Below are 13,690 nucleotides of genomic sequence, written 5' to 3' on the forward strand. Positions count from 1 at the left end.
ATATATCTTGTGCCTGTGATTTCACCAACGATCACACCGTTTACACCTTAACATATCAACCTTACACAATTTGATGAAGAATATTCTTCTGGCCGCTTTGCTGGTTTTAACATTTAATACATCTTTTGCTCAAAATAAATCGGGAATTAAAGGTCTCGTTATCGATTCGGCCACCAATAAACCAATGGAAATGGTGACCATTGGCATTACCAACCTTAAAGATTCAACCTTTGTTTCCTATACCTCAACCACCCAAAAAGGTGAGTTTTCGTTCAGTAGTATACCTTCCGAAAAGCGGCTGGCCATTATTGCATCGCACACCGGTTTTGCCAATTTTGTAAAACTGGTTACCCTTAAAAAAGGCGAAACGCTGGATATGGGCACCATAATTCTGAAAACTCAAAGTAAAATGCTGGGCGAGGTAGTGGTATCGGGGCAGCGCCAGGCCATCACCGTAAACAAAGATACTATTGAATTTGCGGTAGAAGCTTTTAAAGTGCGACCTAATGCCGTGGTGGAAGAGTTGTTAAAAAAACTACCGGGCGTGCAAATTGACAATGATGGAAGCATTAAGGTAGGAGGAAAAGCCGTATCGAAACTCACTATTGATGGCAAAGAGTTTTTTAGCAATGATATACGTATTGCCACCAAAAACCTCGACGCCGCATTACTGGATAAGGTGCAGATTTTTGACGATCGCGAAAACGATCCTGACCATTTAATTGATGATTCGAAGGTGAGTAAGATCATTAACCTTAAATTTAAGCGGGCTTTTAAAAAAAGTATTTTTGGTAAAGTATATGGTGGGGGCGGCAGCCGCAACAGGTTTGAGTCGGGCGCATTGTTTAATGTGTTTAGAGATACCTTGCAGGTGAGCGTTATTGGCGTGGGTAATAACTTGAATAAAACAGGCTTTTCAAGCAATGATCTTTCGCAACTGGGAGGTTTTAATCGTAGTGGGCAAGATGGCATTTACAACGGTACGGCAGCAGTGGGGGGCAATGGCTGGGGCGGTATCGAAAAGATACTTTCGGGTGGTTTTAACCTTAATAATGATTATGGTAAAAAGCTTAAAATGAACCTCATTTATTTTTACAGTAACTCACAGATAAAACGGGTTAGTTCGTCATTTACCCAACAGTATTTAAATGCCGATACGCTATTATCAAATAATACTTACAATGCAACGTCGGTAACCAGCAAACATAATGCTACCGGCCTGGTAAGATGGATGCCCGACAGCACCCTTACCATTACCTACACGCCCAAATTATCATTTACAGGTGATAAAAATGAAGCAAGTGGAGATGCCACCCAATTAAATCGTATTAAACCGCTTACCCAAAGTTTTAACTCTGTTAGTAATGATAACAGCAGTTTGCAGTTTCAGCATACTTTTACCTATCATAAAACATTAAAACGTAAGCGCGAATCGCTTACCATTAATCATAACCTCAATATTAACCCCGACCAATCCACTGATTTTAATTATCTGGCCCTGGCTTCACAAACCGCGGCCATTAAGTCTGAAACGCTGGACAGGCTTACCGATAATGCTAACCGCAATACATCTGCCGGGCTCGACGTAAGTTACCGTTATCCGTTTTCGGAAAAAATAATTGCTAATGTGGGTGCCAGTGGCCGTTACAGCTATGATGCACGCAGGTTAATTGTATTTGATAAAAATCTGCAAACTGGCCAGTATACCGCCTATTTAGATGATCAAAGCACCGATCTTAACCGTAACCAATGGAGCGAGGGAATTAAAGGAGGTGTGTTTTATCAAGTTACCAAAAAAATATCATTTGATGTAAACCTGGCTGGCGAGTTTTTGCAAATACGTAACCGCTTCAACAAAAACGTGCCCGATGCCAAACAAAACTATTTTAACTTTTTACCCTCGGTAAGGTTGCAGGCTTATGATTTTTCGGTTAACTACAACACCAGTGTATCGCTGCCGTCGGTTTACAACATACAGCCTATCACCGTTCGTACTACGCAACTTTACGCTTTTACGGGCAACCCTTCCTTAGTTCCTACCCGTAACCACAATTTCAACGTAAGCTATAACAAGTATATTCAAAAAAGCGAAATGTTTATTTATAGTAACGCCAGTGCTTCGTTTGATGAGAACAGCGTAATTAACAAATCGCAAATTAGCCCCGAAGGTATAACGGTAAACATGCCGGTTAACCGAAGCGGGCAATCCAATTTTAACTTTAGCATAGGTTTAAGCAAAAAGTTAACTACCTCTAAAGTTTGGCAAATAAGCTTCAACCCGTACATGTATTTTTACCGCGCGCGCACATCCGTAATCCTCAATCAAAACGAAGGTTATCAAAATGCAAGCTATTTTTCAATAGGCCAATCGGCAAGTATTGGCTGGAGAGAGATTGTTGAAATAACACCGCAATACGCTGTTATACCACAAATAACCTCGTATAGCGGTGTTAATTTCGAGAAAATTAAATTCACCTCGCATCGTGCAGGTGCCAATTACACAGTAAGGTGGCCTAAGCACATTTATTGGGAAGGAAACTATAATTACAATTATAACCCGTTGGCCGCAGCGGGTTTTCAAAAGAGCTCAAACCTGCTTAATTTGAGTGTGGCACTGCAAATGCTGAAAAAGGACAGGGGAGAGCTTAAGTTATCATGCTATGATCTGCTCGATCAAAACATCAATACTTATCGTTACGCCGGCACCAACTCTATAACCGATAGCCAAAACCATATTTTGAAACGCTATTTTTTGCTAACCTACATGGTTAAGTTTAATAAAACCACTACTAAGTAGCCGATAACATTATAATCTAATATTTGAGCACGTAGTTAAAACAAAATGCCTTTTTAGTACTTGCTTCATAATATTAAAAACGGTAAATGAAGCGTAACGAAAAAATTGTGCTGGCAGTTATTGTCGCAGTTTTTACCCTCGTGTATATAGTTGCTGAGTGTGCTTTTGAAATGACCGATCAACGGCATGAGTACCAAAACGGGTTACCTATATTTATCATATGCTTTTTAATAACGGCTTATTACAGCTTTAGGTACCATGGCTTTAAAAAGTGGGAAGCCTACACCACTTTACTTTTTGGAAGCGCATTTTTTTGGCTTGGAATAGTAACGACTACAGATAAGCTACACTATTTATACGATGCCATGGTTCACAAACAAGACGAGGCGGTTGTGAAGGTGTTAAGCGTTAAAAAGCATTTTGTAAAAAGTTCTTTTTCATACACTAATGTGGTTATCTCCTATGATAATAACGAGGTGGAGATGCAAACCTCGCGCATAAACTTCTTTTTGCTGGAACACAAAAAAAATATACGAATTGTGATAGGTAAAGCAGATGGTTACGGCTATTATGTTACTAAACTTTATGATGAGCCGGGAGAAAGAAGCGCAGCCCGTTATAAGTACTGGAAGTTTTGGTGGAGCCGCAACTGGTTTTGGCCGGCAGCACTCTTGGCTTTTATACTGGTAGTTGCTTTGATGGTTAAGTTCGGTAAACCGCCCAAAACTTATAATTACAATGAAATTCGTGACAAAAAGCCTGTATCATTTTGGCGAATGATGGCTATTCTCATGGCTGTATTGCTAAGCTTAGCATTATTGCTTTACGTTGGTTTAATAGCTTACGTTTACCTTGTACATGGCGGTTGCCCGCATTGCAATTTCTGGAAATAAAGATGGTTCATAATCCTTCCTTGAACTATGAACCATCAACCATGAACAAATGAAATTAAAAGTTGGGTTTCAATAAATACTTGTTGTAGAAACGGAAGATATGCTCGCAAGCTTCTTCGGGGGTATCTACCAAACGGTAAAGGTTTAAATCATCGGGGCTAATATTGTTTTCTTTGCCCAGCATGGTTTTCTCTACCCATTCAAATAAACCTTTCCAATAATCAACACCTACAAACACAATTGGGAAACGGGCAATTTTACCGGTTTGTATGAGGGTAATAGCCTCAAACGATTCGTCGAGCGTACCAAAGCCGCCTGGTAGTACAATGAAACCCTGCGAGTACTTCATAAACATTACCTTGCGCACAAAAAAGTAATCAAACTCCAGCAACTTATCGCGGTCGATGTACTTATTATGAAACTGTTCAAAAGGCAGGTCGATATTTAAACCTACTGATTTGCCACCGGCCTCGTAAGCGCCTTTATTGGCTGCTTCCATAATACCCGGACCACCGCCCGAAATAACGCCGTAGCCCTGCTCCGATAGTAAACGGCCGCATTCAACCGCCATTTCGTAATAAGGGTTTTCGTTCTTGGTACGTGCCGATCCGAAGATGGAAACGCAGGGACCAATCTTGGCCAGTTTCTCAAAGCCATCCACAAACTCGGCCATTATTTTAAATATGGCCCACGAGTCTGACACCTTTATTTCATGCCAGTTTTGATTCTGGAAAGCTCTTCTTATTTTATCATCACCTGTCATATATCAAATCAAATTATAAATAGTTACAACGCTGCAATATGCTTTTTAGCCTTTGAGGTAAGCAGCAAGCCCGCAAAGGTAATTAAACCATTAACGATGATAAGTTCGTTATCAAATACATAACCACCCAGCAGCTCTTTTGATTCGGTACTTAAAAAGTAACATACAGCCGGCGATATTAAACATATAAATGGCACCAGCTTATCATTAACCTGCCTGCTGCTCATAAACAAGCCAAAGCCATATAGGCCAAGCAGCGGCCCGTAGGTGTACGATGCTACCTTAAATATAGCGCTCACCACGGCATCATTATTTACGGCATTAAACAATATAATGGTTAAAAACATTAACGCAGAAAATGCAATGTGCACATAATGCCGCATTTTTACCATGGCAGGGCTGTTAACATCGGCGCGTTTGTTAAAGTTTAAAAAATCAACACAAAAAGACGTGGTTAAAGCCGTAAGCGCCGAATCGGTAGTGGCAAAGGTAGCAGCCGTTAATCCCAGCATAAACACAATGGCGGGTAAAGTGCCTAAGTATTTGAGCGCAATAGTGGGGTACAGGTAATCGGTTTTTTCGACCGTGATGCCATTTTTAGCCGCATAAATGTATAGCAGGGCTCCCACACTTAAAAAGAAAATATTAATGATGACAAATACCGTGGTAAAGCTGAACATGTTTTTTTGTGCTTCGCCTATGTTTTTACAGCTCAGGTTTTTTTGCATCAGGTCCTGGTCAAGACCGGTCATGGCTACAGTAATAAACAATCCGCCCAAAAAGTATTTAACAAAATGGAACTTGCTGGTAACAAAATCTTCCCAAAAGAAAATCTTGGAATAACTGCTGTTTTTAATAGCTTCGGCAGCCTGCAAAATGTTGAAATCTAGACTACGACAAATAAAGTAGATGGATAAAAACACCGATGATACCAGGAACAGCGTTTGCAAACTATCGGTTATAATAATGGTTTTTAAGCCGCCTTTAAACGTGTACGACCATATAAGCACTAAACAAATAAGTACCGTAGCGGCAAATGGAATTCCATAACTATCGAATATAAATCGCTGTAAAACAATAACTACCAAGTACAACCTGAACGATGAGCCAATAGTGCGACTGATTAAAAAGATAGTTGCTGCTGTTTTATAGCTCCATTTACCCAGGGCACTTTCAATATAACTATAAATTGACGTAAGCTGCATGCGGTAATAAAGCGGCAGCAAAACCGTAGCTATAATAATAAACCCCGCCGCGTTGCCCAGTACAAACTGAAAATATGCAAACTGGTCGCCCCCGGGCGAGCCAACCTTGCCCGGTACCGATATAAAGGTAACGCCGCTTAGCGCCGTGCCAATCATACCAAACGCTACCAAATACCACTTGGAGTTACGGTTGGCCACAAAAAAGGTATCATTATTGGCCGATTTGCGCGACGTGAGATAAGATATGAGTATGAGCACCAAAAAGTAGGCGGCTATAAATAAAAGTAAAACTCCTGGCGACATAGTTTCAGTTGTTAATTTTGAATTTTTAAACGTTGAAAAATTAAGCCCTCTCCTCCGGGGAGGGTTTGGGAGGGGTTAATACTTTCGCATATTTACGAAATTTAGTAAGTATAAATTAAACCTGTACGCAATGCACCGGTTATTATTATGCAATTTATTAATTTTGAGCAATGAATTTTTCGTCGAAGTTGCTGGAGAATGCGGTTGCAGAGTTTTCAAAACTACCGGGAGTGGGGCAAAAAACAGCTCTGCGTTTAGTGCTGCACCTGCTTAACCAGGATAATGCCGATGTTGAGCGCTTTAGCATAGCCATGACCAAGCTGCGCAACGAAATACAGCACTGCCGCACCTGCCATAATATATCTGATTTACAGGTTTGCGAAATATGCGCATCCCGCAAGCGCGACCACGGTACCATTTGCGTGGTTGAAGACACGCGCGACGTAATGGCCATAGAGAATACAAATCAGTACACTGGCGTTTATCATGTACTCGGCGGACTAATTTCTCCCATGGATGGCGTAGGCCCGTCTGACCTGCAAATTGATTCATTGGTAGAAAGAATGAAGGCCGGTGAGGTTAAAGAAGTAATATTTGCGCTTAGCGCAACCATGGAAGGCGACACTACGATTTTTTATTTGCATAAAAGGTTAAAAGATTACAAAATAAACATATCAACCATTGCTCGTGGCATAGCATTTGGAGGAGAACTGGAGTACGTGGATGAAATCACCTTAGGACGGTCGATTGCCACCCGCGTACCTTACGAGAGTTCTCTATCCAAATAACATATGCAGCTTTCTACTATCATCATTAATCATAACCAATGCCGCCAGTTAAGGCAGGCGTTAGCTGCACTAAAACAGGCTACCCTGCATTTGGATGCCGAAGTTATTGTGGTAGATAACGCTTCTGAAGACTTATCGCTCAGGATGCTGAAAGCTGAGTTTCCGGAGGTGCAGGTTATTGCTCATGATAAACCTCAGGATTTTGCAAAAGCTGCCAACAGCGCGTTAGATAATGCCAGAGGCAGCTATGTGCTCGTGCTTAATCCTTCGGTTATTGTTGGTGATGAAACTCTCGACAAGTTGCATGAGTTTATGGAACTGCACACCGATACAGGCGGACTTTCGGTACGAATGCTGGATGCGGAAGGAAACTTCATTGAAGGTTCGAATAAAAACATGCCGCCAGAATGGGTTAAGTTTTTTCAGCTATCAGGATTATCGCGCCTGTTCTCCAAATCACGCTTATTTAGCAAACATTACCAGGCCGGTTGGATAGAAGAGTTTGAAAACACCGAAATGGATGTACTGAATAACTGCTTTATGATGCTGCGCAAATCGGTATTAAACGAGATTGGTGTTTTTGATGAACGCTTTAAGTCTTATGGTTGTGATATTGATTTATCCTATCGTATACGTTTGGCCGGGTTTAAAAATTACTATTATGCCAAAACCTTTGTAATACAGCAGGGACAGGTTCAGATAAATAAATTAAGCTGGCAATACATCAAAAACTTTTACGGTGCAATGTTTACTTTTGCAGCTAAATACTTATTCAGGCTGCCCGAGTTGCGTTTAAAAACCTTACCAGGGTGGTCGTCTCCGGCCTATGAGCTTAAACAATAAAGTTATTATTATTACCGGTGCTTCATCGGGTATTGGTAAGGCGCTGGCTTATGAACTGGCTTCGCGCGGTGCAAACCTTGTACTGGGTGCCCGCCAGTTTGTAACCCTTTGCGAAATTACCAGCGATATACAAAAACAATTTAACGTAAAAGCCTTAGCCGTACAATGTGATGTAACGGTTGAAGACGATTGTGCACTGTTAGTAAAGCAAGCCAAATTAACCTTTAACCGGGTAGATGTGCTCATTAACAATGCAGGCATCTCTATGCGTGCCCTCTTTCAAGACCTCGACCTGCAGGTGCTGAAATCCTTAATGGATGTAAATTTTTGGGGAACGGTATATACAACCAAACATGCCCTGCCCGAAATTTTAAAAACCCAGGGTAGCATCGTAGGCGTATCATCAATAGCCGGTTATAAAGGTTTACCCGGCCGTACGGGTTACTCGGCATCTAAATTTGCCATGAACGGTTTTTTGGATGCATTACGGGTAGAAAACTTAAAAACCGGTGTGCACATCATGACGGCCTGTCCGGGTTTTACGGCGTCCAACATCCGTAATACCGCACTTAATAAAGATGCCAAACAACAAGGCGAAAGCAGCCTTGAAGAAGATAAAATGATGACCGCCGAAGAAGTGGCCAAAGCTATTGCAAAAGGCCTTGAAAATCGCTCACGCACACTGGTTTTAACCGGTCAGGGTAAGCTCACGGTATTCCTAAGCAAGTTTTTCCCGGCCTGGTTAGATAAGCTGGTTTACAATGTTTTTGCTAAGGAGAAAGATCCGTTGTTGAAGTAACTATAAACACGTCATTGCGAGGTACGAAGCAATCTCTGAAGTATGTATGACAGACTTGCATCTGCAGAGATTGCTTCGTACCTCGCAACGACGAGATCGTATAATAAGTTATAAAGAACTCACCCATTCACCACTTCACCCCCATTTACATGAATAATTTGCCCGGTGATGTACGATGCATCCTGCGAAGCCAAAAACACGTAAGTAGGGCCAACTTCTGAGGGCTGACCAGCGCGGGCCATAGGTACGTCTTTACCAAATGATTTTACTTTCTCCTCATCAAAAGTTGAGACAATGAGCGGTGTCCAGATCGGGCCGGGAGCAACGCCGTTTACCCTGATCTTTTTTTCGGCCAGGTTTTTTGAAAGCGAGCGGGTAAAGGTTACAATAGCGCCCTTGGTCGATGAGTAGTCAATCAACCCCGGCGATGCACGATACGCCGTTACTGATGTGGTATTGATAATGGTATCGCCCTCGCTTAAATGCTTTAATGCCGCTTTAGCAAAACGGAAGTAAGAGTAAATATTAGTTTCGAAGGTGGTTTCCAGTTGCTCATCATCAATTGCCTCCAACTCTTCCTGCGGAAATTGTACAGCGGCATTATTTACCAATATATTGAGCTTACCTAATTCGGTAACGGTTTGTTCAACAGCTTGTTTACAAAAATCGCTATTGCGTATATCGCCTTTAATCAGGATGCATTTTCGGCCTGCTTCTTCCACTAATGTTTGGGTTTCCTGGGCATCGGTATCTTCATCAAGATATACAATGGCCACATCTGCACCTTCTTTGGCGTAGTGTACGCTTACTGCCCGGCCAATGCCGCTGTCGCCGCCGGTTATTAATGCTACTTTGCCTTGTAATTTGCCTGCGGCCTTATAATTGGAGTTGATGTATTCCGGCTGGGGTGTCATCGCACTTTCGTTGCCGGGTTGATGTTCTTGTGTTACTGCTGGGAATTCTGTGAGTTTATTTTCCATAGTTTAGTAGTTTAAATACTAAACCGGTTTATTAACTAATAGTTTATTTTTAATTTAAATTATTAACTCAACGAAATGTCTGCCTGTGCAAAGTCACTTATCTTACCTAAATCCAAAATCATCTTGCCATCCTCACCTGCATAAAAGGCAGGGATGAACCGCGCTCCCCAAACTACCTCATCGTATTGATATGAAGTGCGCGAGTGTACGGTTTCCGAAAATGCATCATCATAAGCCTTTAACAACACGGCAAAGTTGGCATTGCTGCGTTCCAATTCCTCTTGCGTAATATCTCGTAGCGGGCTATCATCATTCAGCGGGTGTACAACCGTCCAGCTCAAGGTTAGTATGTTAGCCTTAGTGCGCTCAAGTGCCAGCGGAAAAAACTTGCGGACGGTTTTACCGTCAACCTCTTCGTTGTACGAGAAAACCACGCTAACATCAAGGTCAATCAGCGTATTAGCCCGCATATTGGCAAGCCTGAACATCAGGCCACGCTCGCCCTGCAAGTAGGGAGCAACCAGCAAGTTTTCACTAAAAACAATTTTAGCCGAGGGGCGCGAAAACCGTCCGTATAACAAGCCCGTAGCCAAAGCAAAGGCCAGCAAACCCAGCATCGACTCAAAGGCGGCAATGGTATTGGTTACAAACCCTTTAGGGCTAATATGCCCATAACCCACGGTAGATAGTGTTTGCGCCGAAAAAAAGAAAGCATTATAATAATGCTCAATGGAATTTCCGCCATCGGCACCTCTCAGGTTTTGTATGCCGGTTAAATTGTAAACGGCTGCAAAAAACAGGTTGGTTACCAGGTACCCGCTAACAATAATTACCCAAAAGCGGGTCCAGCTCATGCTAATCAAATGGTTGTAAATATCGGTAGTACGAAAAAAGGGTAGGCCCCGGCGGGTTACATTAATTGAACCATCTTTATTAATAGTACGCTGCCTTACCGCCTCACGGCCAAAACCTAAATCATCTTCAGCGTTGCCTGCTTTTTTACCAATTGCCATATAGGGTTGTAGAGAAAAATATATTTGCTATAAAAATAGAGGTATGATTTGCATTTCAAAAAATCAATAATATATTTGCCAACACAAAATCAATAATGAAATTACAAAACAACAACTGGTGGTGGCTTAACGAGAAATCGTAAGGCAATCTCCTGTTTTTGTAAATACAAAATATTACGAAGGGTTGCCCAAAAGGCAACCCTTTTTTTTGCCCCCCAGCCCCCTGAAGGGGGAGCAAAAGATGACTTGATACAGGGACATTATTAAACAATTTAAAAAGGCAGCTCCCCCTTTAGGGGGCTGGGGGCTATGAAAGCTATACTTAACCACTTATTCGAACATAAAACATTCAGCCGCGAGCAGTCGAAAGAAATTTTGACCAATATTGCTCAAGGCAAATACAACACCTCGCAAATGGCGGCGTTTATGACTGCCTATTGTATGCGTATGATTACCGTTGATGAGCTTGAGGGCTTCCGCGATGCCATGCTGGAACTGTGCCTGCCGGTTGAATTACAGGCCGATAATTTGATTGACCTGTGCGGAACGGGTGGCGATGGTAAAGACACGTTCAATATATCAACGCTGGCCTCATTTGTAGTGGCCGGGGCGGGGTATAAAGTGGCTAAACATGGTAACTACGGTGTATCGTCGGGCTGCGGATCAAGTAATGTGATGGAGTACCTGGGCTACCAGTTTACCAACGATATGGATAAGCTGAACGGTAGTTTAGATAATGCGGGAATTTGCTTTTTACATGCACCGTTGTTTCATCCGGCTATGAAAACGGTAGCACCCATACGTAAGGAGCTTGGCGTAAAAACATTTTTTAACATGCTGGGCCCAATGGTAAACCCGGCGAGGCCAAACAACCAGATGGTAGGCGTGTACAACCTCGAACTGGCAAGGCTGTATGCTTACCTTTACCAAAAGGCCGACGTTAATTATACCATTGTAAATGCGTTGGATGGTTACGACGAAGTTTCATTAACAGGTGATTTTAAGACGTTTTCTGCTGAGGGAGAAAAGATAAACAGTATTGCGGGGTTAGGGTTTGATAAGGTAGATGCTGCCGACATAACCGGCGGGCATACCGTAGCCGATTCGGCTGGTATATTTATGCAGGTGCTTAATGGCGAGGCCACTACGGTGCAAAACAATGTGGTACTGTGCAATGCGGCATTGGCTATACGTACCATAGAGCCTGCCAAATCATTTGCCGATTGTTTTTATGAGGCGGAAGAGTCGTTGTTGAAAGGGAGTGCTTTGAAGAGCTTTAAGGCATTGTTGAATTGATATTCAGTTCATGGTTCATAGATGATGGTTCATAGTAAGAATTATCAAGCCAATAGGAGCTACTATGAACTATGAACCATCATCTATGAACTATTAAATGAAAATAAAAGTATGCGGCATGAAAATGCCCGGTAACATAAAAGCCATTGCCGGTTTAGAGCCCGATTACATGGGGTTTATATTCTATGGCAAATCGCCCAGGTACGTGGGTAGCTTGCCTGCCAATGAATTGGCTGCATTACCTGCATCTATTGTTAAAACGGGTGTTTTTGTGAATGAGGATTTGGAAACGGTTAAGCAACTGATCAACCAATATCAGCTTGCTGCCGTACAATTACATGGCGGCGAAAGCCCGGAATACTGTGCTGAATTACGCGAACAGGTTACGGTACTTAAAGCTTTTGGTGTAGATGAAACTTTTGATTTTGAGGTGTTAAAAGACTATGCCAACAGTGTCGATTACTTTTTATTCGATACCAAAACCGCAGCACATGGCGGGTCGGGGCAGGTGTTTGATTGGCAGGTGCTGGATAGGTATAATTTAGAGGTTCCTTTCTTTCTTTCGGGAGGATTGAGTGCTGAAAATTTACCGGAAGTAAAACAACTTAAACACCCTGCGTTTTATGGTGTTGATTTAAACAGCCGCTTTGAAATAGAGCCGGGTTTAAAAGACGAGGAGAAACTTCGCAGTGCTTTTACATTATTGAGAACAAACTAACATGAAATATACGGTTAACGAACAAGGTTATTACGGCGATTTTGGCGGTGCTTACATCCCCGAAATGCTGTACCCCAACGTAGAGGAACTACGCCAGCAGTACCAAAATATTATTACCGACGAAAGTTTTAAGGCAGAGTTTGAGTCGCTTTTGAAAGACTACGTGGGGCGCCCGTCGCCTTTGTACCATGCCAAGCGCCTGTCTGAAAAGTATGGAGCCAACATTTTCCTCAAGCGTGAGGATTTAAACCATACCGGTTCGCACAAAATAAATAACGCCATTGGGCAAATACTTTTGGCGCAGCGTTTAGGCAAAAAACGCATTATTGCCGAAACAGGTGCCGGTCAGCATGGCGTGGCTACAGCTACCGTTTGCGCGCTGATGGGGATTGAATGTGTGGTGTATATGGGCGAAATTGATATGGAGCGCCAGGCACCAAACGTTGCCCGTATGAAAATGTTGGGTGCTAAAGTGGTTCCGGCTACATCGGGCAGTAAAACGCTGAAAGACGCTACCAATGAAGCCATGCGCGACTGGATTAACAACCCGGTTGATACGCATTACATTATTGGTTCGGTAGTGGGACCATACCCTTACCCCGAAATGGTGGCTAAGTTTCAATCCATTATTTCGTTAGAAGCCAAAAAGCAACTGCTTGAACATACCGGTAATGAGTTACCGCAATACGTGTTGGCCTGTGTAGGTGGTGGCAGTAACGCCATGGGCATGTTCTATCATTTTTTAGAAGATGAGCAAGTAAAACTGGTTGCCATTGAGGCCGCTGGAAAAGGGGTAAACAGTGGCCACTCGGCTGCTACATCTGTTTTGGGTAAAGAGGGTATACTGCATGGCAGCCGCACCATTTTAATGCAAACCGAAGACGGGCAGGTGGTGGAGCCTTACTCCATTTCGGCCGGATTGGATTACCCTGGTATTGGTCCGCAACATGCGCATCTGCATAAAATTAAACGCGCCGAATATGTGAACATTACCGATGATGAAGCTTTGCAAGCCGGCTTATTGTTATCACAACTGGAGGGCATCATCCCGGCCATTGAATCGGCACACGCCTTTGCCTATCTCGAAAAGATGAAGTTTGAGCAAACCGATAACGTGGTCATTTGCCTCTCAGGCCGTGGCGATAAAGATTTGAGCACTTATATTAAACATTTCGGATTTTAACACTACAAACCGTCATTGCGAGGTACGAAGCAACCTCTGCGTAGAAAAGCAATCCTGCTAAGCATAGTTTAGAGATTGCTTCGTACCTCGCAATGACGAGACGTTATAT

12 protein-coding genes are annotated in these 13,690 nt (G+C 42.6%); 8 read left to right on the plus strand and 4 right to left on the minus strand.

Annotated elements, in window-relative coordinates; translation table 11 throughout:
* Window positions 1–73 precede the first annotated feature (73 nt).
* The gene (locus QE417_RS22995) at window positions 74–2,797 is read left to right on the plus strand and encodes an outer membrane beta-barrel protein (RefSeq protein WP_311954268.1); all 2,724 of its coding nucleotides are present in this window, start codon (window positions 74–76) and stop codon (window positions 2,795–2,797) included.
* Window positions 2,798–2,883: 86 nt separating this feature from the next.
* A complete protein-coding gene (locus QE417_RS23000) occupies window positions 2,884–3,690 on the plus strand; it encodes a hypothetical protein (protein WP_311954271.1) in 807 nt (268 codons plus the stop codon).
* 55 nt (window positions 3,691–3,745) lie between these two features.
* Here the strand turns inward: QE417_RS23000 and QE417_RS23005 are convergent, their stop codons facing one another.
* The gene (locus QE417_RS23005; protein WP_311954274.1) at window positions 3,746–4,453 is read right to left on the minus strand and encodes an LOG family protein; all 708 of its coding nucleotides are present in this window, start codon (window positions 4,451–4,453) and stop codon (window positions 3,746–3,748) included.
* Window positions 4,454–4,476: 23 nt separating this feature from the next.
* A complete protein-coding gene (locus QE417_RS23010; RefSeq protein ID WP_311954277.1) occupies window positions 4,477–5,961 on the minus strand; it encodes a sodium:solute symporter in 1,485 nt (494 codons plus the stop codon).
* A gap of 170 nt (window positions 5,962–6,131) precedes the next feature.
* On the opposite strand from QE417_RS23010, the gene recR reads away from it, so the two are divergent.
* From recR to QE417_RS23025, 3 genes are read left to right on the plus strand one after another with little or no spacing between them, the layout of a single operon-like run.
* Window positions 6,132–6,749, plus strand: coding sequence for a recombination mediator RecR (gene recR, locus QE417_RS23015; protein ID WP_311954279.1), 618 nt, complete (start codon window positions 6,132–6,134; stop codon window positions 6,747–6,749).
* Between the two features lie 3 nt (window positions 6,750–6,752).
* Complete coding sequence (locus QE417_RS23020; RefSeq protein WP_311954281.1) at window positions 6,753–7,592, plus strand: glycosyltransferase family 2 protein; 840 nt, start codon at window positions 6,753–6,755, stop codon at window positions 7,590–7,592.
* Window positions 7,576–8,391, plus strand: coding sequence for an SDR family oxidoreductase (locus QE417_RS23025; RefSeq protein ID WP_311954283.1), 816 nt, complete (start codon window positions 7,576–7,578; stop codon window positions 8,389–8,391). The genes QE417_RS23020 and QE417_RS23025 overlap by 17 nt, the downstream gene beginning before the upstream one ends.
* Before the next feature lie 119 nt (window positions 8,392–8,510).
* Here QE417_RS23025 and QE417_RS23030 read toward each other — a convergent pair whose 3' ends face one another.
* Together QE417_RS23030 and QE417_RS23035 are read right to left on the minus strand one after the other, a co-directional pair.
* On the minus strand, window positions 8,511–9,371 hold the full coding sequence (locus tag QE417_RS23030) for an SDR family oxidoreductase (RefSeq protein ID WP_311954285.1): 861 nt from the start codon (window positions 9,369–9,371) through the stop codon (window positions 8,511–8,513).
* A gap of 62 nt (window positions 9,372–9,433) precedes the next feature.
* Complete coding sequence (locus tag QE417_RS23035) at window positions 9,434–10,384, minus strand: ion channel (RefSeq protein WP_311954288.1); 951 nt, start codon at window positions 10,382–10,384, stop codon at window positions 9,434–9,436.
* 309 nt (window positions 10,385–10,693) lie between these two features.
* Between QE417_RS23035 and trpD the strand changes: the two genes are divergently transcribed.
* From trpD to trpB, 3 genes are all read left to right on the plus strand, one after another.
* Window positions 10,694–11,680, plus strand: a complete 987-nt coding sequence (trpD, locus tag QE417_RS23040; RefSeq protein WP_311954289.1) for an anthranilate phosphoribosyltransferase — start codon at window positions 10,694–10,696, stop codon at window positions 11,678–11,680.
* 97 nt (window positions 11,681–11,777) lie between these two features.
* A complete protein-coding gene (locus QE417_RS23045) occupies window positions 11,778–12,398 on the plus strand; it encodes a phosphoribosylanthranilate isomerase (RefSeq protein WP_311954290.1) in 621 nt (206 codons plus the stop codon).
* A gap of 1 nt (window position 12,399) precedes the next feature.
* Complete coding sequence (trpB, locus tag QE417_RS23050; protein WP_311954293.1) at window positions 12,400–13,581, plus strand: tryptophan synthase subunit beta; 1,182 nt, start codon at window positions 12,400–12,402, stop codon at window positions 13,579–13,581.
* Window positions 13,582–13,690: the final 109 nt, after the last annotated feature.

This window comes from Mucilaginibacter terrae, assembly GCF_031951985.1.
Classification (GTDB): Bacteria; Bacteroidota; Bacteroidia; order Sphingobacteriales; family Sphingobacteriaceae; genus Mucilaginibacter; species Mucilaginibacter terrae_A.

Excerpts from the sequence above, each read along its gene's own strand:
- QE417_RS22995 (WP_311954268.1), top strand. The coding sequence starts at position 74 with ATGAAGAATATTCTTCTGGCCGCTTTGCTGGTTTTAACATTTAATACA.
- QE417_RS23000 (WP_311954271.1), top strand. The coding sequence starts at position 2,884 with ATGAAGCGTAACGAAAAAATTGTGCTGGCAGTTATTGTCGCAGTTTTT.
- QE417_RS23005 (WP_311954274.1), bottom strand. The coding sequence starts at position 4,453 with ATGACAGGTGATGATAAAATAAGAAGAGCTTTCCAGAATCAAAACTGG.
- QE417_RS23010 (WP_311954277.1), bottom strand. The coding sequence starts at position 5,961 with ATGTCGCCAGGAGTTTTACTTTTATTTATAGCCGCCTACTTTTTGGTG.
- recR (WP_311954279.1), top strand. The coding sequence starts at position 6,132 with ATGAATTTTTCGTCGAAGTTGCTGGAGAATGCGGTTGCAGAGTTTTCA.
- QE417_RS23020 (WP_311954281.1), top strand. The coding sequence starts at position 6,753 with ATGCAGCTTTCTACTATCATCATTAATCATAACCAATGCCGCCAGTTA.
- QE417_RS23025 (WP_311954283.1), top strand. The coding sequence starts at position 7,576 with ATGAGCTTAAACAATAAAGTTATTATTATTACCGGTGCTTCATCGGGT.
- QE417_RS23030 (WP_311954285.1), bottom strand. The coding sequence starts at position 9,371 with ATGGAAAATAAACTCACAGAATTCCCAGCAGTAACACAAGAACATCAA.
- QE417_RS23035 (WP_311954288.1), bottom strand. The coding sequence starts at position 10,384 with ATGGCAATTGGTAAAAAAGCAGGCAACGCTGAAGATGATTTAGGTTTT.
- trpD (WP_311954289.1), top strand. The coding sequence starts at position 10,694 with ATGAAAGCTATACTTAACCACTTATTCGAACATAAAACATTCAGCCGC.
- QE417_RS23045 (WP_311954290.1), top strand. The coding sequence starts at position 11,778 with ATGAAAATAAAAGTATGCGGCATGAAAATGCCCGGTAACATAAAAGCC.
- trpB (WP_311954293.1), top strand. The coding sequence starts at position 12,400 with ATGAAATATACGGTTAACGAACAAGGTTATTACGGCGATTTTGGCGGT.